General features: G+C 39.6%; 21 protein-coding genes. 10 read left to right on the top strand and 11 right to left on the bottom strand.

Annotated features, from left to right (window positions below):
* The first annotated feature begins 195 nt into the window (after positions 1–195).
* From BMZ55_RS10850 to BMZ55_RS10840, 3 genes are all read left to right on the top strand, one after another.
* Positions 196–1,119 (top strand): mechanosensitive ion channel family protein, encoded by a 924-nt coding sequence (locus BMZ55_RS10850; RefSeq protein ID WP_089820376.1) that lies wholly within the window; start codon positions 196–198, stop codon positions 1,117–1,119.
* A 38-nt stretch (positions 1,120–1,157) separates the two neighbouring features.
* Entirely contained in the window at positions 1,158–1,889 is a 732-nt protein-coding gene (locus BMZ55_RS10845; RefSeq protein WP_089820375.1) for a sterol desaturase family protein, read from the top strand.
* 83 nt (positions 1,890–1,972) lie between these two features.
* Positions 1,973–2,419, top strand: coding sequence for a KTSC domain-containing protein (locus BMZ55_RS10840; RefSeq protein ID WP_089820374.1), 447 nt, complete (start codon positions 1,973–1,975; stop codon positions 2,417–2,419).
* Positions 2,420–2,559: 140 nt separating this feature from the next.
* On the opposite strand, the gene BMZ55_RS10835 is transcribed toward BMZ55_RS10840, so the two are convergent.
* Positions 2,560–2,829, bottom strand: a complete 270-nt coding sequence (locus BMZ55_RS10835; RefSeq protein ID WP_039346505.1) for a TFIIB-type zinc ribbon-containing protein — start codon at positions 2,827–2,829, stop codon at positions 2,560–2,562.
* 160 nt (positions 2,830–2,989) lie between these two features.
* Positions 2,990–4,054, bottom strand: a complete 1,065-nt coding sequence (locus tag BMZ55_RS10830) for a Gfo/Idh/MocA family protein (protein WP_089820373.1) — start codon at positions 4,052–4,054, stop codon at positions 2,990–2,992.
* A 278-nt stretch (positions 4,055–4,332) separates the two neighbouring features.
* On the opposite strand from BMZ55_RS10830, the gene BMZ55_RS10825 reads away from it, so the two are divergent.
* Positions 4,333–5,646: a M16 family metallopeptidase gene (locus tag BMZ55_RS10825; RefSeq protein WP_089820372.1), complete on the top strand. Its 1,314-nt coding sequence runs from the start codon at positions 4,333–4,335 to the stop codon at positions 5,644–5,646.
* Positions 5,647–5,652: 6 nt separating this feature from the next.
* Positions 5,653–7,701 (top strand): M16 family metallopeptidase, encoded by a 2,049-nt coding sequence (locus BMZ55_RS10820; RefSeq protein WP_089820371.1) that lies wholly within the window; start codon positions 5,653–5,655, stop codon positions 7,699–7,701.
* Between the two features lie 79 nt (positions 7,702–7,780).
* Here the strand turns inward: BMZ55_RS10820 and azu are convergent, their stop codons facing one another.
* The 8 genes from azu to BMZ55_RS10780 form a co-directional block, all read right to left on the bottom strand.
* The gene (gene azu / locus BMZ55_RS10815) at positions 7,781–8,317 is read right to left on the bottom strand and encodes an azurin (RefSeq protein WP_089820370.1); all 537 of its coding nucleotides are present in this window, start codon (positions 8,315–8,317) and stop codon (positions 7,781–7,783) included.
* A gap of 133 nt (positions 8,318–8,450) precedes the next feature.
* Positions 8,451–8,771, bottom strand: coding sequence for a four-helix bundle copper-binding protein (locus BMZ55_RS10810; RefSeq protein ID WP_089820369.1), 321 nt, complete (start codon positions 8,769–8,771; stop codon positions 8,451–8,453).
* Between the two features lie 169 nt (positions 8,772–8,940).
* Complete coding sequence (locus BMZ55_RS10805) at positions 8,941–10,392, bottom strand: sigma 54-interacting transcriptional regulator (RefSeq protein ID WP_089820368.1); 1,452 nt, start codon at positions 10,390–10,392, stop codon at positions 8,941–8,943.
* Positions 10,393–10,481: 89 nt separating this feature from the next.
* Entirely contained in the window at positions 10,482–11,633 is a 1,152-nt protein-coding gene (locus BMZ55_RS10800; RefSeq protein WP_089820367.1) for a vWA domain-containing protein, read from the bottom strand.
* 268 nt (positions 11,634–11,901) lie between these two features.
* A complete protein-coding gene (locus BMZ55_RS10795) occupies positions 11,902–12,471 on the bottom strand; it encodes a pentapeptide repeat-containing protein (RefSeq protein ID WP_089820366.1) in 570 nt (189 codons plus the stop codon).
* Between the two features lie 15 nt (positions 12,472–12,486).
* Positions 12,487–13,011 carry a hypothetical protein gene (locus BMZ55_RS10790; RefSeq protein ID WP_143068777.1) on the bottom strand — a complete coding sequence of 175 codons (525 nt, stop codon included), beginning with the start codon at positions 13,009–13,011 and terminating at the stop codon, positions 12,487–12,489.
* Between the two features lie 108 nt (positions 13,012–13,119).
* Positions 13,120–14,679, bottom strand: a complete 1,560-nt coding sequence (locus BMZ55_RS10785) for an Rne/Rng family ribonuclease (protein ID WP_089820364.1) — start codon at positions 14,677–14,679, stop codon at positions 13,120–13,122.
* Between the two features lie 395 nt (positions 14,680–15,074).
* Entirely contained in the window at positions 15,075–15,365 is a 291-nt protein-coding gene (locus BMZ55_RS10780) for an HU family DNA-binding protein (RefSeq protein WP_039346147.1), read from the bottom strand.
* A gap of 46 nt (positions 15,366–15,411) precedes the next feature.
* Here BMZ55_RS10780 and mutY point away from each other — a divergent pair, with 46 nt between their 5' ends.
* The 5 genes from mutY (at position 15,412) to BMZ55_RS10755 (ending at position 21,382) form a co-directional block, all read left to right on the top strand.
* Positions 15,412–16,461: an A/G-specific adenine glycosylase gene (gene mutY, locus BMZ55_RS10775; RefSeq protein WP_089820363.1), complete on the top strand. Its 1,050-nt coding sequence runs from the start codon at positions 15,412–15,414 to the stop codon at positions 16,459–16,461.
* 64 nt (positions 16,462–16,525) lie between these two features.
* Positions 16,526–17,080, top strand: coding sequence for a gliding motility lipoprotein GldD (gene gldD, locus BMZ55_RS10770; RefSeq protein WP_089820362.1), 555 nt, complete (start codon positions 16,526–16,528; stop codon positions 17,078–17,080).
* A 20-nt stretch (positions 17,081–17,100) separates the two neighbouring features.
* A complete protein-coding gene (locus BMZ55_RS10765) occupies positions 17,101–18,021 on the top strand; it encodes a PfkB family carbohydrate kinase (RefSeq protein ID WP_089820361.1) in 921 nt (306 codons plus the stop codon).
* 89 nt (positions 18,022–18,110) lie between these two features.
* Positions 18,111–19,940 carry a hypothetical protein gene (locus BMZ55_RS10760; RefSeq protein ID WP_089820360.1) on the top strand — a complete coding sequence of 610 codons (1,830 nt, stop codon included), beginning with the start codon at positions 18,111–18,113 and terminating at the stop codon, positions 19,938–19,940.
* A 65-nt stretch (positions 19,941–20,005) separates the two neighbouring features.
* On the top strand, positions 20,006–21,382 hold the full coding sequence (locus BMZ55_RS10755; protein WP_089820359.1) for a peptidylprolyl isomerase: 1,377 nt from the start codon (positions 20,006–20,008) through the stop codon (positions 21,380–21,382).
* A 592-nt stretch (positions 21,383–21,974) separates the two neighbouring features.
* Here the strand turns inward: BMZ55_RS10755 and BMZ55_RS10745 are convergent.
* Positions 21,975–23,060, bottom strand: coding sequence for a tyrosine-type recombinase/integrase (locus tag BMZ55_RS10745; RefSeq protein WP_089820357.1), 1,086 nt, complete (start codon positions 23,058–23,060; stop codon positions 21,975–21,977).
* Positions 23,061–23,768: the final 708 nt, after the last annotated feature.

Below are 23,768 nucleotides of genomic sequence, written 5' to 3'. Positions count from 1 at the left end.
TGCAAAGATAAGTTTTTTGCCGGGACTGCGCGGAAGACTCTAAATGAAATTCTGCTGAAAAAGCAGGAATTTCTGTCATTTAATTAAAAAATTTGCTGCTAAAACAGCATTTTTTTTCGAAATAACTTTTTCTTACTTTAATTAAAGTTTGCGCCTGCACACTTTTTTTCTTACCTTTTTCTCAGAAAAAGTAAAATGGGAAATCGCGATAATAAAAAATGGATTATGATTTACGGGTCATTTGCCCTGTTGCTGATCGCGACTTATTATTTGGTGATGTTACCGGTTTTCGAGCCATTCCGGGAATATATACCGTTTGTGCGAAAATTCTCTTTCAGTCTTTTTTTGATTGCAGTAATTTTTCTCATCAGCAAGGTTTTAGAGCGGCTTATCAACAGTCAGGATAATCTGGAAGGTGACCGCTACAATTTATTGCGCATTGTGAGATTTCTCGCGATAATGTTTAGCGTCATCGTGGCGGCGTCTTTTCTGTTTCAAAATTTATATGCGGCGGCAGTCAGTTTTGGTTTAATTTCCTTGGTTGTCGGTTTTGCACTGCAGGCGCCGATTGCTTCTTTTATCGCGTGGATTTACCTCATTTTTCGGCGTTCATACTTGGTCGGAGACCGAATACAAATTAAAAATTTCCGCGGCGATGTGGTGGAAATCAATTATTTGGATACTTCGATTTTAGAAATCAGTGGCGATTATCTGGGAAATGACCGGAGGAGCGGACGAACCATCCGTTTTCCGAATAGTTTGATCTTAAAGGAAGAAATCACGAATTATTCCGGGCCACAAATGCCTTTTATTTGGAATGAAACGGCGCTGCAAATTGCTTTTACAAGTGATTTGCCTTATGTGGAAGAATGTTTGCTCAATGCCGCGAAGCAGGATTTCGCGACAAAATATCCGAAATTTGAAAAGTGGAAATACAGCCAGTGGGAAGCTTCGGTTTATTTCCGGAACAACACTTTTGCGTGGCTGGAAGCTGTCATCAGTTATCCCGTAGAACCTTCTGATACAACCGGGCGCAGAACCAGGATTTTGAAAGCGGTGTTGCCGGTTTTAAATAACGCGCCGGAAAAAGTTCAGTTTCCGGAAGGTGTGAAACGCTAAAAAAGTAATTTGTAATTTTGAAAAAATATCGGGTTTAAATGGCAAATTTTTTTGGTTTTGTTTTCATCTTTTTCGCGATACTTCTGATCCGTTATTTCATCACGGCCGGATTTTTCTTTTCTTATTATTTGAAAACCAAAAACAATAAAACCGAAAAAAAAATCCTGAGTCAGCGGCCTTTGAAAAAAAATCAGGTGCGGAAAGAAATTTACTGGAGCGTAATTTCTTCGGGCATTTTTGCCTTTTTTGGCGCTATTACGTATTGGCTTTGGCTCAATGATTTTACGGCAATTTACCTCGATCCGGCTAAATTTGGATACTGGTATTTGCCCGTAAGTTTAATTATAATTTTGCTTTTGCACGAAACTTATTATTATTGGATTCACCGCGCGATGCACGTTCCGAAAATCTACAAAGTGGTACACAAAGTACATCATGACAGCTTGAGTTCCACGCCGTGGACGGCGTTTTCGTTTCATCCGTGGGAAAGTATTCTGGAAGCTTTAATTTTACCAATTCTGCTTTTAATCATTCCATTAAATGTTTATGTTTTGCTTTTTTACCTGCTGTTTATGACCTTCAGCAGTTTTGTAAATCATTTGGATATTGAAATTTATCCTGAATTTTTTCGGAAAAGTTCCTTTGGTAAATTGTGGATTGACGCCACACATCATCATTATCACCACAAAGAATTCAATACCAATTACGGCTTATTTTTTACTTTTTGGGATAAATGGATGAACACCGAAAGCCGAAAAATGCAAAATTGATTTTAAAAATTTTTATAAAAATTACTGTAACCTGTTAAATTTTAATTGCTTACTTTTGCACGCGCAAAAAACACGCACAGGTTATGAAAAAAATCGGAGAACACAGAAAACTTTTGGGCGTTGACAAAACAGCAACTTTAAAAGAACTCAAAACAATTTACCGGAATACGATGAAAGATTCGCATCCTGATAAATTTGTGAATGATGAAGCGGCAAAACTGGAAGCGGAAGAAGTGAGTAAATCGGTGATTGAAGCGTATCATTTTTTGGTGAGCATCAATCCGGAAACTCAGGAAAAATATAAGGAAGAATATACCGAAACCATTAAAAATTCGATAATTCAGGATTTTTATCTGGAAAAATCCATTCTTAAAGTGCAGCATTTTAACGGGAAAATGTACGAATACATTGGCGTTCCTCGAAATACCTACAATAAAATGGTGAATTCTGATTCGCCGAGCCGTTTTGCGCGCCGACATATCTACGGTAATTACACCTACCGCAAAAGCGGTGAGGTAATGACCGATTAATTTTTCATATTATATTAAATGAAAGCACAATTTCCGACAGGAAATTGTGCTTTTTTTGAAATAGCGGGTAAATTTTAGAGCGGTATAATAAGAACCATTTTTTGATAAATCATCCCACACCAGACAAATTGAGTCTCAATTTAAAAATCAAAAAGATCTCCTAACAAGCCTTTTTTCTTTTTATAACGATAATCGTCGTTTCTGGAATAGTCGCGACGGTCGGTATAACTTTGTGTTGGCTGTTGGTATTGTTGCTGTTGCGGTGCTGGAGTTTCAGGGGTCGCACGTTCAATAATTTTATCGAGTTCGCCGCGATCCAGCCACACGCCTCTACAATCTGGGCAATAATCTATTTCGATACCACTGCGGTCAGTCATCACTAAACTGACATTACAATTTGGACATTTCATATATACTTATTTTAATTAATGGGTTTTGCAACAATATCCGTTCCTTTCGATTTATAAAATTGAAATGCACAATTTCCAGCAGGAAATTGTGGTTTTTCTTCGGTTTTTATTTTTGAAGTTAAAACAAAAAAAACGCCATTAAAGTGGCATTTTTTTCAATTTAAAAGTTTTTTAAATCGATTACTTTTTCTTTCTCAGCGCTTTCTAAAGCTGCATCGATAATTTTCATGTTTTGAATGATTTGCGTTCCGGGTGAAGGAAGTGCAGCGCCAAAAACAATATGTTCATAAATTTCATCGTAATACTGCATATAATCGCCCGCTTCGCTGGAAGTCAGGATTCTTTCCGTGTCGGAATTTTCATTAATGAAAGTCAGAATTCCATCGGGTTCAAATAAAGATTTTGTCCAGATTTCATTGAATATCGGTCGCGCGCCAGCTACCAGTTCCGCTTCCTGAGAATCGGTTCTTTCCTGCAAAAAACTGCCCTTTTCACCGTGAAAAATATAAGCGTTGTGTGCTTCTTTGCTGAAAACGGAGGATTTTAGGCGCACGCGCAAATTCTTTTTGTAATACAGAATGATCTCAAAATAGTCATTTGCAAACTTGGAACCTTTCATGGAGAAAACGTCCGCGAAAAGTTTTTCCGGAAAACCGAAAAGCTGCGTCGCCTGATCGATGAGGTGGGAACCCAAATCGTGTAGCGCACCGGAACCCGGCAAGTCGGGATTTTCTTTGTGTTCCTTAGAACTTGGCTCCGGACGGAAACGGTCAAAACGGATTTCAGCTTCTTTTAAGTTTCCTAATTTTCCGGAGTCCAGAACGTTTTTTACCTGAAGGAAATCGCGGTCGAAGCGGCGGTTTTGGTACACGCTGAGAAATAGATTTTTATTTGCCGCTATTTCGACCAATTTTTCGGATTCTGCGGAATTTACGGTAAACGGTTTTTCTACGATTACATTTTTACCTGCTTCAAGGGCTAATTTTACGTATTCGAAATGCGTCTGCACCGGCGTATTTACCACAACCAAATCGATGTCGGCGTTTGCGAGCATTTGTTCAACGGAACGAAAGATTTCAGCGTCGGGATAATCTGCTTTCGAGTCGTTTTTGGTGCGTTCCACAATTGCGGAAAGAAAAAATCCCGGATGTTCTTTAATAAACGGCGCGTGGAAGATTTTTCCACTCATCCCGAAGGCGCAAAGCCCCACTTTTACCAGCTGCATAAAATGTAAATTTTAACAAATATAAAGTCTTTTTTTTTGAAAAATCAGTTTGGATTGTTGCGGAATCTGCTCCCCGGCTTGAACGGAGCCCGATGTAAAATCGGGAGGGACTGGAAGACGGAAAAAGGCACCCAGAAAAATATGCTGCTAAAAGCGCAAATTTTTCCCTTTTAGCAACTTTTTCTGCAAACCTCGCGGCAGCTTGCAGAAATCTTTATAAATTGTGTAACGATTACGACAAATGCACTACTTATTAATGATAGAATTAATATAATATTATGATAAAAAAATCTTTTTCAGCTTTTGGCCTCCTGCTTTTGGGAGTTTTGTCACAGGCTCAGGAAATTAAGTTTGAAGAATATGATTTGCCCAACGGCATGCATGTGATTCTGCACCAGGACAACAAAGCGCCTGTAGTTACCACCGCGGTGATGTATCACGTGGGTGCCAAAGATGAAATTGCAAACCGTACGGGTTTTGCGCACTTTTTTGAGCATTTGCTTTTTGAAGGCACGCCGAACATCAAGCGCGGTGAATGGATGAAAATCGTGGGCGCAAACGGCGGTTCTAACAACGCGAACACGACCGATGACCGAACGTATTACTACGAAACTTTCCCGTCTAACAACCTTCAACTCGGTTTGTGGATGGAATCTGAAAGGTTGAGACATCCGGTAATTAACCAAATTGGCGTTGATACACAAAACGAAGTGGTGAAAGAGGAAAAAAGAATGCGTGTGGACAACCAGCCGTACGGGAATATCATGAAAGCCATAAAAACCGGTTTGTTTAAAAATCACCCGTACAAAAACACCACGATTGGTGAAATGGAAGATCTGGATTCTGCTAAACTGGAAGAATTTTTGACTTTCTTCAAAAAATATTACGTGCCGAACAACGCCACTTTGGTCGTTGCCGGAGATTTTAAAACCGCTGAAGCGAAGAAATTAATTGACGCTTATTTTGCGGGAATTCCGAAAGGTGCGCCGGTTGTAAGAAATTTGCCGAAAGAAGATCCGATTACGCAGGAAACGGTAATGACTTACACCGATCCGAATATTCAGCTGCCGGCTTACCTGTACACATACAGAACACCGGGTGATAAAACGCGCGATTCTAAAGTTTTAGATATGATCTCTTCTTATTTAAGCAACGGGAAATCCTCTGTACTTTACAAAAAACTTGTTGATCAGGATAAAAAAGCGCTGCAGGTGCAGGCAATAAATCTTGGTCAGGAAGATTACAGCGTTTTTGCATTTTTTGCCATTCCGTTAGGAAACACTACTGAAGCTGCTTTGCGCGCTGACATTGATGCAGAAGTGAAAAAATTACAGACGACGCTTATCAGCGAAGAAGATTTCCAGAAACTTCAGAATCAGTTTGAAAATCAGTTTGTAAATGCAAATTCAAGTATTCAGGGAATAGCGAGCTCACTCGCCACAGCGCACGTATTAAAAGGCGACACGAACCTTATCAACAAAGAAATTGATATTTACCGAAATATTACGCGTGAAGACATTCGCGAAGCGGCAAAAAAATACCTGAACAGCAACCAGCGCGTTATTATTAACTATTTACCAGAAAAAAAATAAACGAAAATGAAAAAATCATTATATAGTATTGCGGCCGTATTTTTTGTTTCTGGCTTTCTGAGCGCACAGACGATCGACCTGAACAAAATGCCGACGCCGGGACCCACTCCGACTGTAAATATCGCAAAACCACAATCCTTTAAACTGAAAAACGGTTTAACGGTGATGGTGGTGGAAGATCACAAGCTGCCACGCGTGAACACGACTTTAACTTTCGATCATCCACCGATGGTAGAAGGAAATAAAGCCGGTGTAAGCGGAATTATGGCGGATTTGTTGGGAAGCGGAACTTCAAAAATTTCCAAAGACGACTTCAACAAAAAAGTAGATTTCTTAGGTGCTTCCATTAATTATGGACCAAACGGTGCGAGCGCAAACACGCTTTCAAAATATTACCCGGAAATCTTGTCGCTTTTTGCGTCTGGAGTCATTGACCCAAAATTTTCTGCTGAAGAATTAAGTAAGTCCAAAGAAAGAGGAATTGCAGGTTTGAAATCCAGTGAGCTGAGCGCACAGGCGATCGGAAACCGCGTTTTCAATGTTTTAACTTACGGAAAAAATACCGCGAAAGGCGAGTTTGAAACTGAAGAAACCTTGAACGCAATCACTTTGGCTGATGTTCAGGATTATTACAAAAAATCTTACGCGCCAAACAATGCTTATTTAGTTGTCATCGGCGATGTGAAATATGCTGAGGTAAAGAAAATGATAGAAAATGCCTTCAGCAGCTGGAAAAAATCGGATTATAAATATCCGGCGATGCCCACTTTTGCTAATGTTGCGAAAACAGAAATTGATGTCGTAGATGTGCCGACTGCGGCGCAATCTGTTGTGCTTTTAGGTGATCTGCATAACTTGAAAATGAAAGATCCACAATATTTTGCCGCTACAACAGCGAATTATATTTTGGGTGGCGGAAGTTTGGAAACCCGCGTAAATATGAATCTCCGCGAGAAAAATGGATTTACCTACGGCGCCTATACTTCTTTGGATACGTCGAAATATGATTCCAGTTTTGGTGGAACAGCCAACGTGCGTGGTGAAGTTACCGACAAAGCCATTAAAGAATTCATGACGGAAATTAACGGAATTAAAACCATTAAACCGGAAGAATTGCGCAACGCAAAAGAAAAACTGAAAGGTTCTTTCATTCTTTCCCTTGAAAGACCGGAAACCGTGGCGCGTTTTGCCTTAAACCTGATTACTCAGGATTTACCGAAAGATTTTTATACCAATTATTTGAAATCCGTCGACGCATTGACCGTTGAGCAGGTTCAAAAAGCTTCAGACAGCTTCATCAAGCCAAATAATATGAGAATATTTGTGGCAGGAAAAGCGAGCCAGTTTGCAGATCAGTTAGATACTTTGGGTTATCCGGTGAAATATTTCGATAAATACGGAAATCCCACATCAAAACCTGAAGTAAAAAAAGCTGACGCAAATGTAACGGTTGCCAGCGTTGCTGATAAATATTTAACAGCAATCGGCGGTAAAGACAAAGTTTCAAAAGTGACTTCTATCTCTTCAAATTCTTCAACCAAAATGCAGGGAATGGAATTGGGAATTAAAAATACCCAGGCACTTGGCGGAAAAATGAATATGGAAGTTTCTATGATGGGAAACACCGTGCAGAAAATTACTTTCGACGGAACGAAAGGCAGCATGTCGGCACAGGGAAATAAAATGGATATGCCAGCAGAAATGGCGGCAACTTACGCAAAAGAGAAAAATCTTTTCCCGGAATTGACTTTTGGAACTTCGAAAGATTACACTTTAGCCGGTATTGAGAAAATTAGTGGTGAAGATGCGTATGCAGTGAAAACCGCAGATGCAACTTACTATTACGACGTTAAAACCGGTTTAAAAGTAGCTGAAATCAAAAAGCAGAAAATGCAGGGTAAAGAAGTTGAAGTCCCTACATACTATTCTAATTACAAAGAGGTTGACGGCGTGAAGTTGCCGTTTACCATCAAAGTAAACCAAATGGGGCAGGACATGCAGCTGGATGTAAAATCTTACGAGCTTAACAAATCAAAACCTGAAGATTTTAAATAGTATTTTTTAAGTTGAATTAAATGAAAAAAACGGCACTTTAGTGCCGTTTTTTTTTATTATTCAGATGATGTGAACTTTTTTATTTCACGTTAAACTTACCTTTCATAATAGAGTAGTGACCTGGGAAAGAACAAAGGAAATCATAAGTACCTTTTTCCGGAGCCGCAAAAGTGATTGTTGTCGATTCTCCGCCACCAATCAAATCGGTGTGTGCAAGCACAGAACTCATGTCTGTTGGCAAATAGTCGTTCTCTTTATTCTTAGCAGCCTCTTCTCCAAATTTTGCCATATCAGTGCCGTTTGCCAAAAGGGTAAAGTTGTGACCCATTGCTTCTTTCGGCATTGTACCCGTGTGGTTCAATGTTAATTCTACAGTTTGTCCAGCGTAAACATTAAGTTCAGTTTGGTCGAACTGCATTTTGTCATTGGCATTTAAAGTAATTTTAATAGTGTCCTGCTTTGCAGCTTCGTCTTCAACAGCCGCTTCCGGTGCAGCTGTAGTTTCTGCAGTAGTATCTGTGGTTACCGCAGTATCCTTTTTATCACTACAAGAGGTAAACAAAGCCCCGCTTAAAGCGACGGCAACAAACATTGTTTTTAATGGTAAACGTTTCATTTATTTTAATTTTAAGCAAAGTTAGAAATATTGTTTTGAAGATAAAAACTTTTGGGCAATTAATTAGGATAAATTTATCCTATATTATTTTTTCCGCCTGAAATAAGGCTTTTTTCTGTTTTGTCTTGATTGCTTACGCCGCATAAGCGCCGCAGGCTTCTTCACATTTGCGACAAATCTCAGCACAATAGCGGCAATGTTCCATATCGTGTTTTTCACATTCTGCCGCGCACTCTCCACAGATTTTCCGGCATAAATCGACCATTTCTTTCGAAACAGATGATTCGAAAGCGACCACTTTTGCGGTTGCACTACATATTTCGGCACAAACAATATCCGTCTGAATGCAACGCGCCATCATCTTTACATCATCTTCGGCTAAGCAGGCGCTTGCGCAATCGTTGCAGGCTGCCACACATTCATTTAAAGCATTAATTAAACTCTGATTTTTCATAATAGTGTGTTTAAAAGATTAACTTAAAATTACAAAAATATTTTTTAGCTTCTTTTCTTGCCTTTTTTTTGATTTTAGCAATCATCAATTCAGGCTTGCATTTAAAATTTTAAAAGTCAAATTTTGCCTGCTTTTTCCGGGTATTTTTAATAACTAAATTGAGAGCTGCTTAATTCCGGAAGTATTGCCCGATGCCCGCGCCATCAAAAGTGAAAGTGTTTTCACTTTCAGATTTATCGAGTTTTTTGCTGATGGTTAAAGCCCATAAAATCAACTCTTTGCAGAAGTTCTGGTCTTCGGTTTCCAGTTCTTTGGCATATTCCGAAATAATTTCATTTAAAGGCTTAATGCTGTCCAGTTTTCGGTTCAGCTCATCGTCCGAATCGCTGTAATTCAGCTGAATAGATTTTTGATTAAACCACTGTATCAAATCCGTATACGCGGTTTTCACGCCATCTTTTTCCAGTTTAGGTATTCTAGGGAAGATCATTTCAAACTGCGTCATCACCGCCTGATCAATCAATAGTTTTGCAACGTGGTCAGCGCCTTCCTGTTCGCCTTCGTACACCAACTCAATTTTCCCGGTGATCGATGGAATTATAGACATGAAATCCATCAAGCGAATTGAAGTTTTGTTTTCACCAGATTCGATAAGGCGAAGTTTTGCTGCAGCGACCAGATTTTCCATCGCGCTGATGGTAAGCCGTGCACTTACGCCGCTTTTTGCATCTACATATTCGCTATTACGTGCGGCAAATGCAACTTCTTCCAGCAAATCTTTAGCAAGGTCGGGGATTTGGATTTTTTCTTTGTCTTCAGCAGAAATCCGGGCTTCCTGTTCCGTAATTTCCCGCGCCAAGGCAATGGTTTTTGGATAATGCGTAAAAATCTGAGATCCAATTCTGTCTTTCAGCGGTGTTACGATACTTCCGCGGTTCGTGTAATCTTCCGGATTCGCGGTGAAAATAAACTGAATATCCAACGGCATCCGAAGCTGAAAACCACGGATCTGCACATCGCCTTCCTGAAGAATATTGAATAACGAAACCTGAATTCTCGCCTGTAAATCCGGTAATTCATTCAACACGAAAATACAGCGGTTTGCACGCGGAATCATTCCGTAATGCAAAACGCGCTCATCGGAGTAGGGAAGTTTCAAAGTTGCGGCTTTTATCGGATCGATGTCGCCAATTAAATCCGCAACATTTACGTCCGGCGTCGCCAGTTTTTCAAAAAAACGGTTGTCGCGGTGCACCCAGGAAATCGGCGTATCATCACCTTTTTCTTCAATCAGATCGCGCGCAAATTTTGAAATCGGTTCAAAAGGACTGTCATTTATTTCCGATCCTTTTATAATCGGCATAAATTCATCGAGGAGATTTACCATGCTGCGCGCGATTTTTGTTTTTGCCTGACCGCGAAGTCCAAGTAAATTGATATGATGTCCGGCCAAAATCGCTTTTTTAAGCTGCGGAATCACGGTGTCTTCGTAGCCCCATAGTCCTTCAAAAACCGGTACTTTTGCTTTAATTCTAGCTATTAAATTCTCCTGGAGTTCCTGGGTAATCGTCTTCTGACGGTATCCGGATTCTTTTAATTCTTTAAATGTTGTATCGTTCATAAATTTAGTTGTCAGTAATCAGTAATCAGATGTTAGTGGTCAGGGAATAATTAACAATTAACAATTAACCATCATCCTTCATCTTCCCTTTAAATACGTTTAATTCTGTTTTTTTCGTAATCTTCAAAAATCATTTGTCCTAAGCCTGACAGTCCGGTGAGAAAAGCTTTGCCTTTATTCATTGCCGTAAAGGCTTCTACAAATTTCCGCAAATACGGGTCTTGCGCAATCATAAAAGTCGTAATCGGGATTTTCAGTTTTCTTGCCTGCGCAGCTTTGGTTAAACATTGCGCCACAATTTTTTCGTCAAGACCAACGCTGTTCATATAAAATTCGCCGGTCGGCAAAGTGATGCAGCTCGGTTTTCCGTCCGTGATCATGAAAATCTGCTTGTTCGTGTTTCTTTTTCGGCGCAAAATATCCATTGCGAGTTCCAAACCAGCCACGGTATTCGTGTGATACGGACCGACCTGCAAATACGGCAAATCTTTCACCTTTATCGGCCAGGCTTCATTTCCGAAAACAATAATGTCGATAGAATCTTTCGGATATTTTCGGTTGATGAGCTCCACAAGCGCCATGGCGACTTTTTTCGCTGGCGTAATCCGGTCCTCGCCGTATAAAATCATGGAATGGCTGATGTCGATCATCAGCACGGTGCTCATTTGTGCTTTGTGTTTGGTTTCCTCTACGATGAGGTCATCTTCCGTCAGGCGCAAATCTGAAATTCCGTTGTTGATTTGCACATTTTTCAAACTTTCGGTCATGTTGATGGCGTTCAGGTCGTCGCCATATTGAAAATTTCGGTTTTCGCCGTCGCGCTCGTCGCCGATACCCGATTTTTTGGTGGTGTGATTTCCGATGCCGGACTTTTTCAGCTTGCCGAAAATTTGGTCTAAAGCAAATTCACGCAAAGCCGCTTCCAGTTTCGCAGTTAAAATGTTTTTACCTTTTCCTGTGCCGGTATTTCCGTCTTTATCGTCGGTTTCCTCTTTGATGTAGCCGCGTTTTTTCAGGTCTTCTTCAAAATCTTCCAGCGTATATTCATCGGTGAAAATATCGTATTCTTTATCGAGCATGTCCAGCCATTCAAAAGCTTCTTCTATATCACCGGAAGTATGCGTGAGAAGATCCTTAAAAACATCAAAAACCCGGTCGAAATGCGAAATTTCTTCCGGTACGTGCTTACTGAACGTAAAACCTTTCTCGAAATTAAAATCGCTGTGTTTCCTCTTTTCCATTTTCTCTCACTTTCTGTTTTTTTATAAATACGAAATGTATCATAAAACGGTTTTAAAGCTAAACCGGAAAAATATGCCGTTTTAGGCAGGAATTTTTCCGTTTTCACCATTTAAAACCTGTTCCATAGCAGCAAATATAAGTCCAAGAAAATGGCTAATCAATTCCATTTTTAAATCACGATGAAAGCAAAAAACGATAAGAAAAATGTGGAATTTTAAAAATCAAAAAAAAGGGCGAAATAGCTCGGAATTTTTTTAATGAATTAAACTAATCTTCGATTATAATCCGATATTTCTGTAGAAGCCCGGAAATTCCCGCGGCGGAAAATTTTGCTGCTTTAAGGCGGTTTTTTTCCGGATCTAAAGTATAATTAAAAGCAGTGCGGAAATCTGCTTTTTCTAAAATAGTTTGGTCGAAAATGGCTTGCGCCAAATCACAATCTTCAAATGTTGATGAAGATAAATCCGCTTCAGAAAAATCGACTTCTCGAAGCTGGCATTTTCTAAAGACCGTTTTCCGGATTTTCAGCTGGAAAAAAGAGGAGTGGTTCAGCTGGCAATTTTCAAAGAAAAAAGCAAGGCCGAAATCATTGCAGCGCTCGAATTGCAGACCGAGCATTTTGCAATCTTTAAATTGAATTCCGCGGAAAACCGTACCGTTCAGTTGTGCTAAACTTAAATTACAGTCCAGAAACTCGCAATCATGGAATTTAAATTCCGAAAGATTGGCGTCGCTGAAATTACAGTTCTGGAAAATACAGTTTTCGTAATCACCTTTAATTAAAGGATTTTCCGCAAAATTGATTTTGGTAAAAGTTTGGTCAAGGAAAGAAGTCATGAAATTTTATGCCAACTATTTAATAATATTTACTCCGCCGGATTGTATGCCCGCTATACGGCTGTCTTTTTCCAAAGTCCAGATATTGATAATTTTTTCAGCGAGAAGGTCGCGCTCATTCGGGCTGATGATTTCCAGTTCCTTGATGGCTTTTGTGGCGATGTTCAAGTTGCCGTCGGAAAGCAAATATCCATCGACATAAATTTTTGTTTTTGCATCGGCCGCTAAAAAATTGCGGATTTCGTCCTGAGTTTTCGTGTTAATATCAACATTTTCAATATTCCAGAGCATAAAACCATATTCGCTTAAATTGCTGAAGCTTTTATACGTTTCAGTCACTTTCGCCGTTGGCTCTTTCATGGCAACAAATTTAACTTTATCCGAAGGAATTTCTTTAACAATTTCAGAACTCGCTATAATATTTCCATTGATAATAACTGTTGGAATATCTTTTTTCGAAAACAGAAGTTTTTCAAAACTTTGCGCATTGATCATCATGAATGAAAATAGAAACAGCAAAATGGAAAATTTGGTCTTCATAGCAGGTAATTTTTGTGATTTATAAATGTAACAAAAATTTGCCCAAATAAGGCCAAAAAAAACTTCCGAACGTAATTCGGAAGCTGTGCTTTATTGTGATTTGCTATTTTAGTTGGAATAGCTCATCAGTTCTTCTTTTTTAGAATTCACCATTTTGTATTCTAAATATTTAAATGAATCGCGGGGGATGATAGTGACCCATTTTTTGTATTTCAGGTACCATTTCATCTGGATGCTCATCATGCCTTTGGTTAAATAAGCTTCCACAAACGGGTGAACATGAAGGAAAACTTTGCCTTTTTCGGTTTGAATGAGGTTTCTGATCACTTCTTCCATTCTTTCTACAACTACAATTGGTGCCAGGATTTCACCGTCGATGTTCGGGTTGTCTTCCTTGGTTTTAATCTGCTTTTCTGGGCGTGTACGTTGGCGAGTAAGTTGAATGAGACCAAATTTGCTCGGAGGCAAGATTTTGTGTCTTGCTTTATCGCGCTGCATTTCGGTTTTAAAATGTTCGTAGAGGTCGCGGCGGTGATCCGGGTTAATCATGTCGATAAAATCTACGACGATAATTCCGCCCATGTCGCGTAAACGCAGCTGACGCGCGATTTCTGTCGCCGCCATTTTATTGACGTTCAGTGCGTGTTCTTTGCTAGATGCGCCGCCGCCGGAAAGGTTATTTCCGGAATTTACATCGATGACGTGCAAAGCTTCGGTATGTTCAATAACCAAATAAGCGCCTTTGGAGCTCGGAATATTTACGTGTTTACCGAAACTCTGTTTCAGCTGTTTTTCCACGTTATAATATTCCATCAAAGGAATTGGTTTATCGTAAAACTGCACGATATTCTTGCGTTCCGGTGCAATGACTTCAAGATAATTGCGCATATCGTCCACCATCTGCTCATCATCGCAATAAATATTGACGAAATCTGCGTTAAAATTATCACGCAAAATCGATGAAGCTTTATCTTCTTCGCTTAAAACCTTGCTTGGAACCTTGTTTTTCTGCAGATTTATAAAAGCAGTTTCCCATTTCTGAATCAGCTGATTCATGTCGTTGTGGAGTTCTGCTACTTTTTTGCCTTCGGCTACGGTTCGGATAATAACACCAAAACCTTCGGGTTTAATGCTTTCAATCAGCGTACGGAGTCTTTCTTTTTCTTCGCCGCTTCCTATTTTTTTCGAAATAGAAACACTTTTGTCGAACGGAATTAAAACCAGAAATCTTCCGGTAAGGGAAATTTGTGTTGAAATCCGCGGACCTTTAGTGGAAATTGGTTCTTTGGTGATTTGCAGGATTACGCTGTCGTCTTTAGCCAGAACTTTTTCGATAATTCCGTTTTTAGGAATTTCCTTTTGAACTTCGAAATTTTTCAGCGAAGAAGTCTGCTGTTTTTTCGAAACGGTATCCTGCAGAAATTTTTTATAGGTCAGAAATTGTGGGCCGAGATCCTGATAGTGCAGAAAGGCATCTTTTTCATAACCGATGCTTACGAAGGCCGAATTAAGGTTCGGAGCCAGTTTTTTTACTTTACCGATAAACAGGTCGCCCACCACGAAATCTCTTTTGTCTTCCTCTTCGTGAAGTTCAAAGAGGCGGCCGTCTTCGAGCAGAGCTATTTTGGACTGCGTACCTTCATGTGATATTATCAGTTCTTTTTTCATTCTGTTTGGTAGTGATTAAAATAATTGAGGATAACTTTCATTTCGAAAATTCAAAACAAAATCACTCAATTTTTTTAATAGATGTGTTTTCTTTTGTTTTTGGGTAAGGAAAAGCAAAAATCCGTCGTAAAAATACTAAATATTCGCCGTTTACCGCTGGATAAAAACAAAAATATAGTCGGTGAAATTTATACGAATAAAAACACCAACTATATTAATATATTGTAAATCGCAAAGAGATTATTTTTTCTTGTGTCTGTTTGCTCTTCTTCTTTTCTTTCTTTTGTGGGTCGCAACCTTATGTCTTTTTCTTTTCTTTCCGCTTGGCATAATTTAATTTTTTAGGTTTGTAACGTATATTTCTTTTGTTAATTGTTGAATTCGTATTATAAAGACTATTTTACTGCAACTTTCGTTTTTACTTTCTCTACAAAGGTTTTTGAAGGTTTGAAAGCCGGTATATTGTGTGCAGGAATTTCGATTGCTGTGTTCTTAGAAATGTTTCTTCCGGTCTTCGCAGCTCTAGTTTTGATGATGAATGATCCAAAACCTCTTAAATAAACATTGTCCCCATTGTACATTGATGTTCTGATCTCCTGCATAAAAGCTTCTATAACCTTCTGTGTTTCATTCTTTTCAGTCCCCAATTTATTTGATATGGTATTCACCAATTCTGCCTTTGTCATTCCTTTATTTATTTATATTTTTGGTGTGCAAATATAATAACTATTTTTGAAAACAAAAAAACAAAATGCTGATTTTCTTCACGTTGGTCGCAAGCTGCTCGGGTGGTATCACATCCACGGACGCGATTTGCCATTTCGAAAAACCAACGATCCATACAAAATCTGGATCTGTGAAATCATTTTTCAGCAAACCCGCATCGAACAGGGTTTAAATCACTACAACCGTTTCATCCAAAGATTTCCCGATGTGCAGACTTTAGCGCAAGCTTCCACCGATGAAGTGCTATTGTATTGGAAAGGTTTAGGTTACTATTCACGCGCTTTGAATTTACACCACGCGGCGCAGCAAATTTTAACCGCTTTTCAGGGCAATTTTCCCGAAAAATATGAAGATATTTTAAGCCTGAAAGGAGTGGGAAAGTACACCGCAGCCGCTATTTCCAGTATTTGTTTCGGTGAAAATATTCCGGCTGTAGATGGCAATTTTTACCGCGTTTTATCCCGGATTTTCGCCGATGATTTCGATGTTTCCAGCTCGAAAGCTTTTGATTATTTTTCGCAATTGGCTTTGCAAATGATGCCCGCAGGCGAAGCCGGCCATTTTAATGAAGCGATGATGGATCTCGGTTCCGCCATCTGCAAACCGAAAAATCCGCTCTGTGAAAGCTGTCCTTTAAATGATGACTGTCTCGCATTTCAGCTGGCGAAAGTTCAGGATTTTCCGGTGAAAACCAAAAAGACAAAAGCTACAGATTTGGAATTGAAATATTTCTTTGTCGAATTCGAAGGAACATTTTTAGTCCGCCAGAGAGCAGAAGATTTCATCTGGAAAAAACTGTATGAATTTCCGGAAAAAATCCCCGCTGAATGGGCAGAATTTCTCATTTCTCAGAAAACGGTTTTTCATAAGCTCACACATAAAAACCTGACAATCACTTTCGATCATATTCAACTTCCGTCTTTGCAGATTTTACAAAAATTTGCCGCTAAAGAAGGATATTTTTTAATTTCAGCTGAAGAAGCGCAGCAAAAATCTTTCCCGAAACCTTTACAGAATTTTTTAGAGGGGATATTTCAGCAAACCGAAATGGTTTAAATTTTCCCGAAATCACTCCATATATTGGTACTTTAAATTTAAAAGTAATTCGTATTTTTGCGCAATGTTTAAAAAACTCATTTTCACTTTTTTAGGATTCGTTTTGTTTTCCTGTGCGGAAGACCCAAAACCAAAACCTTCAGGTGAACTTCGGCTGGAATATCCGGAAGCTAAATACCAGACTTTCATCTCCCCGTGCAATTTTTCTTTCGATTATTCGACTTTTGCAACAGTGCGCGACGCGAAACAGCCGTGCTGGTATTACATAGAATATCCGGCGATGAAAGCCAAAGTTTTTGTGACCTATTTTCCCATAAAAAACGATTTCGACCGTCACGTGAAGGAATCCGAGAAAATGGTTTACGAACATACCATAAAAGCCAGCGCCATCGATACCAAATCTTTCAGCTATCCGGAACGTAAGGTGTACGGCAATTTTTATGAGCTGAAAGGTCCTACGGCGAGCAATCTGCAGTTTTTCGTGACAGATTCTACGCGTCATTACGTTACGGCAAATCTCTATTTCAATTCGCGGCCAAAACCAGATTCTCTGGCGCCGGCGGTAGATTATATTAAAAAAGACTTACTTCACTTGATCGATACTTTCGAGTGGAAATAAAATAGAATAAAAGAAATTATATGAAATTATTAGTTGTGGGCTCTGTTGCCTTCGATGCGATCGAAACTCCATTTGGGAAAACCGACAAAATTCTGGGCGGTGCCGCTACCTATATCAGTTTAACTTCCTCCATTTTAAATGTAGAATCCGGCATTGTTTCTGTAGTCGGTGGCGATTTTCCGCAAAAAGACCTTGATATGCTGACCGACCGCGGCATCAACATTGAAGGACTGGAAATTGTAAAAGACGGAAAAACCTTCTTTTGGAGCGGAAAATATCACAACGATTTGAATTCCCGCGACACTTTGGTTACCGAAGTTAACGTGCTGGAAAATTTCGAACCGAAAATTCCCGAATCGATGCAGGACGCAGAGATTTTACTTTTGGGAAATCTGCATCCCGGAGTGCAACTTTCAGTTTTGGAAAAAATGGAAGCGCGACCGAAATTGGTGATTTTAGACACCATGAATTTCTGGATGGATACCGCCTGGGATCTTTTGGTGAAAATCATCGGTAAAACCGACGTTATTACCATTAATGATGAAGAAGCGCGCCAGCTGACTGGAGAATATTCTCTGGTTAAAGCTGCGAAAAAAATCCACAAAATGGGACCGCAGTTTGTCATCATTAAAAAAGGAGAACACGGTGCTTTGCTTTTCGGTGACGACAAAATTTTCGCCATTCCGGCTTTGCCACTGGAAGAAGTTTTCGACCCGACCGGCGCGGGCGACACTTTCGCGGGCGGCTTTGCAGCTTATCTGGCGAAAAAAGAAAACTTCAGTTTTGAAACCATGAAATCTGCACTGATTGTTGGTTCTGCAATGGCGTCATTCGCGGTGGAAAAATTCGGGACGGACAGACTGCAGGAAGTTACGCAAAGTGAAATGACAACTAGAATCCAGGATTTTAAAGAATTAACCGCTTTTGAAGTTGAAGTTTAACCTTCCGCAACAATCTGCATCTTTAAAAGATAAATTTTACCTGCTAAAACAGCATTTTTTCTGTTTTAAATTTAATTAAGAAAGAATATATGAATAAATTTTTTGGCTTCGTTGCACTGTTTGGTCTTGCCAGCACGCTTTCTGCGCAATATATGATCATCGGGAACGACAGTATTTCGCTGAACCAATTTAAAACCGAATACAAATATGGCCTGGAAAATGCCGGAATTGAAAAAACCATCGCTTCTACCCAGAATTTCCATTTGTTCCAGCAGTTTGCAGCGGAGAAAAAAGCTGATACTTTGGCAAGTTTCCGGGAAAAAATGGCCGAAAAGGAGGCAGAATTACGCAGCAAATTTTTCTTTCCATCTCAGGTCATCGATCCGATTTTGAATGGTTATATCAAAGACAACCAAACCGAAAAGGAAGTCCAGGTTTTTATCTTAGAGAAAAAAGCTGGCGACACCAATAATTATCAGCAGGTTTACAACGATGTGAAAGCCGGAAAGCTGACGATGGAAGAGGCCATTACCAAATACACGCAGGGCAGTGGAAAAGCGCTTTACATCAAACCCGGAAGTCTGGACAATCTGATGTACAACGAGGTGAAAACCGCCCCGAACAATACGTACACGAAGTTTTTCGATACGCCGTCTTATGTTGGTTTTGCTAAAGTTCTGAACTCGCGGCCAAGTTTGGGTTATTTGGTTTTCGGCACGATTACTTTTCCAAAAAATGAAAATGCATCCGAATTGCAGCAAAAAATTTATGCGGATTTAAAAGCCGGAAAAAGTTTTCAGGAAGTCGCTAAATTATACGGTGCGAACGAAAATGAAAAGCAAAACGGCGGTGTAATCCTGGGTTCACCAACTTTACCTAATGAAGTTTACGAACTTTTCAAAGGTCAGAAAGCAGGTTATTATACGCCGGAACCGGTTTTGTACAACGACAATTATTACGTTTTCAATCTGTACAGCGTAGATCCTTATGTTTTAAATGAAAAGAATCGCGATTTTTTACTGCGCGAAATGAACAGTACGCTGTATGCGGAACTGGTGCAGGATAAAATGATTGAATACCTGAAAAGCGATGCGACATTTAAAGAATTTCCGGCCTTTCAGCAGGTAAAAAAATCGTATGCGAACTTTGCCGCAGCTAAAGATTCTGAAATTTTATACCAATATAAGGGGCAGAAAATCACAGTTGGAGATTTGCGCAAAATGCTTGGCGACAAAAAAGCGGAAGCTGCAAAACTTTCGCCCACCATGTGGTCTGAAGCTTTAACCAATGTAAATTCTCAGGATTTACTGCGTATTTACAGCCAGAATTTTACTGAAATAAAAGAAGTAAAAGCGCAGCTGGCTGAATTTAAAAAAGGATTGTATTCGGATTTTATTTTAACCAAATATCTTTCCGAAGAAATCGCGAAACACCCGGAATGGCTCACCGAATATTACAACCAGAACAAGAGCAAATTTATGTGGGGCGAAAGGGCAGACGGCCGCGTGGCCATTGTTGCCGATCCGAAGTTGGTTAAAGAAATTTCGAAAGAGATTAAAACCTTAAAAGGCTGGGAAGCCTTAAAAACCAAATATGCCGGAAAACTGAACGATCAGAAGCAGGTTTTGGTGGCTTTCGAAACGGGTGAAATGTCAAAAGAAGCCGAAGTTTTCACGAAATATAAAGTGCCGTTTAAAACCGGAGTTTTTAAAGCTGAAGTTGGCGTAAGAACTTTGGTCATTGCAATTGATAAAATTTTGGCGCCGGAGCAAATGTCTCAGCAGGACGCCATTGAAGAAATAAAAGATGCGGTGAACGAGCAGAAGATGAATGAGATTATTGCAACGCAGAAAGCGAAGACGAAAATCACCGTTCAGCCCGAATTTATGAAGGATTTGGAGAAGAACTTTAAGAAATAATTATAATAAAAAATGCAGATTATTTCGATTAGAATGATAATTTTGCAAGTCCCTAAAAATTAGATATGAACAAGAACATTAAAAATATTTTTCTACTCACCGTACTGATGGTGTTTTTCGGCATCACAATCCAGGCGCAATCTACGTTGAAAGCGGGTGATTTGGTCGACGGAATCGCTGTGGTGGTTGGTGACGAAATTATTTTGGAATCTGATATCGCAGAGCAGGCGAACTATGCAAAACTGCAGGGTGGCGCGGTGCCGAATCGCTGCGATTTCGTGGAAAGTATTGTAAACAACAAACTTTTGATCTACGAAGCAAAACGCGATACCTTGATTGAAAACCGTTCTGCAATGCTGAAAGAAAATGCGAACCAGAAATACAACCAGATTTTAGGGCAGTTTCCGGACGAAAAAACAATGTTGGCGCAATATAAATTCCGTACCTCGTACGAGATGAAAAATGCCATCGAAAAAATTGATACTGACAATTATTACGGACAGAGCAAATTTGCGAGAATTACCGAAAAAGCCGACGTTACTCCAAATGAGGTAACCGACTTCTACAACACGTTCAAATTTCAGCTGCCGGCGGTAAAAGATGAGGTTTCGCTTTCGCAAATCACCATGTATCCGAAACTTACGACTGCTCATAAAGATGAAATCATCGGAAAGCTGAATAAAATCAAACAGGACATTCTTGCAGGTGAATCTTTTGAAAGTCAGGCAAGAATTTATTCCGATGATCCGGGCTCTGCTTCGAAAGGTGGTTTGTACACCAATATTTCGAAAGGGAAAATGGTAAAACAGTTTGAAGCTGCAGCGCTGAATTTGGCGGAAGGTGAAATTTCCGAGCCTGTAGAATCAGATTTTGGGTATCACCTGATTCAGCTTGTGAAAAAAAGCGGTAAAAATTACGACGCGCGCCACATTCTTTTGAAAGCCGAACCAAACGAGGAAGAAATCGCGGCAGCGAAAAAAGAGCTGGACAGCATCCGAACTTTAATTATAGAAGGGAAATTAAGCTTTAAAGACGCGGCGTTCCGTTTTTCTGATGACAAGCAAACGAAATTTAATGCAGGAATCATGACCTCGCCGGAAGACGGATCTGATAAAATTGAAAAATTGAATCTGCCACCGACCATTTCTTACCAGATTGCAGGTTTGAACAAAGGTGACATCACCGATGTTTTCCAGGACACTGCAGCGCAGGAGCGCAAGACCGTCAGCATTGTAAAAGTGGATGACGTGATCGCAGCGCACCAGCTGGATATCGCCACGGATTACGACCGGATTAAGCAAATGGCGCTGAATAAAAAGAAAAACGAGATGGTAGAAAAATGGGTGAAAGAAAAACTGCCGAGCATTTTTATTTCCATCAACGACCGATATAAAGACTGCACTTTTAAAACCGACATCCGGAAGCAAAACGCTCCGAATTAAAAATAAATCTCTGCCTTTGGTGGAGATTTTTTTGTTGTTAATACATTGTTTTTTTCGGTTTTGAAGTGGGAGGTGCGCGAGCGAAGCGAGCGTCGAAAAGACTAGTTGTAGCGTAGTTCTTGTAAAATTCTGTAGGCAAATCGTTTTAAAAAAATATGCTGCTAAATGAGCATTTTTTTACGTTTTTTGATTTAGAAAAAATATGGAGTTAAACACATGTTTTTTTTGCTTTTAGATTTTGAAAAAAATTGCCATTTGAAGCGGTAATTTTTAATAATGAAGTTAGGAGGCTTATTTTGGATCATACTTCTTCTTGAACTTTGTTTTTTCGCCGCTAAAAAGCCCTTTTTTTCTTTTTTTGCATTTTTCAAAAATTGCCTCTTTTAGCGGCTAATTTTTTTGCGTTGCCGGTGAAAAGATGACCAACCTTTCTCTAGCCCTGATCGCAGTGGAAATCCCGGAATGAGGCGCGAGCCGCGGCAGCGGCGAGTGCCGAAATGAGGAATTGTAACGTAGAGCAGGTCGAAATCTTCAAAGGATGCAAAACCGTGATTAGCTCCTAAAAAAAATTCGGTCCTAAAACAGCCTTTTTTTAAAGTTGATCCAAAGGCGACTGTACTTTTGCCACGCTACGGTTACTGACCTGCGTATAGCTTAGCGTCGTCTTAATGTCGTTGTGGCCGAGGAGTTTCTGAATCAGCGAGATGTCAGTGCCGTATTCCAGCAGGTGCGTGGCGTAGGAATGGCGCAAACTGTGGATGCCGACAGTTTTTCTTATCCGCGCTTTATTCATGGCATTTTTGAAAACTGCCTGTGCGCTCCGCACCGAGTATTGTCCGCCGCCATGGCCCTCGAACAAATATATTTCGGGTTTAAAAGCGCGGTAATAAAGCCTCAAATCATCCAGCACAGTTTGTGGCAAGTTCACATAGCGGTCTTTTTTTCCTTTCGCCGCAGCGATAAGCACTTTCATGCTGTGGGAATCAACATGTGCAATTTTGAGGTTTACGATTTCGCTCACGCGCAATCCCATGCCGTAGCAGAGTTGTAAAATCAGTTTATGCTTTGGGTTTTCTGTGACGTGCAGAATTTTTTTTATTTCGGAGGTGTTGAGTGCTTTAGGAAGCAAGTGAGGCTTTTTCGGGCGCGGAATATCGAAAAATATTTTTTCCTGGTGCAGCACTTTTTCGAAATAGAATTTCACCGCGTTCATGCGGCTATGAATTTGGTTTTCAGAGAGGTGCAACTCTTTGTGACAATAAAGGAAATAGCTTTGAAGTTTTTCTTTGGAAAGGTCTTTTATGGGAAAAGATTTCAGCACATAAAGAAGTTGCGCGAATTCCAACGAGTAGACACGCAGGGTGTTGTAGCTGAAACCTTTGAGCACGAGCTGGTCCTGGTATTTTTGAAATTCAGCAAGATTAACAGGATGAATTTTTTGAAGCACTTCTTTGCCCACCATTTTTGGCGGCAGGCCGAAAAGTTCCCGGTTCGCGGTGTTATCAGGAACATGCCAGGATTTTTGGGTTTGCGACCATTGGCATTTTGTCGTGCTTTTAAGCATTCGGACCATATCAATGTCGTTATAAAATTGGAGGAAGATGACATTTTTATTGCGATGAGAACCTTCGCGTGGAGTAAAATATTTTTTATCGAAAACGAGTGGGAGCGTTGCCATAATTAGGTTGCGTATTTAAAATAGTTGGAGATGCGCATTTTACATAACTGCAAACTTAGAATAAAAAGAAACCGCTGTATACGTGATTTTCACCCTAATTATTAATTTTTGTGGAATGGAAAAGTTGCGTATATTTGAGAGTTATCTGCAATTTTTATCTCAAAAATGTGGTTTTAAACGGAAAATTTAATTGAATTTTAAGGGTAAAAATGTTCGGAGTGAAAGCAAAATAAGAATGATTTCGCTGGCAAACTTACAAAGAGGACTTTGTCTGAAAGTTTCACTTTCAAAGCGAATACTCGCTGTTAAGTTTGGCTAAGTTACCCGAAAATTTTCAGAAAGGCAATGATTAGGCAAATTTTGGGTGATTTCACTCAGAACATTTTTGACCTTTTTTATTTTCCGTTTTCATTTTTAAACCTCGCAAAGCTGTATTTTGCAAAATATTAAAATGAATTAAAACCTACATTTTCGGAATCAAAACTGGAAATTTTTTGTAGATTAGGAGAGTGAATAAAAAACAAAAAATCAGATAACAAGGCATTGCCAAAAGATCGGCTCCAGGGCTTAGGCCTGAGCTATTTGCCGATCCTTCGGCAATGCCCCGACGTTATACGACATTTTAAAAAAAACGCCTCAAACAAATGAAATCTAATAATAACATTTCCATAAATGAAAATTATGGAAACCAAACGATGGAATTTACTT

The organism is Kaistella treverensis (assembly GCF_900114045.1).
GTDB lineage: Bacteria > Bacteroidota > Bacteroidia > Flavobacteriales > Weeksellaceae > Kaistella > Kaistella treverensis.
This window is presented reverse-complemented; position numbering and strand designations above follow the sequence as displayed.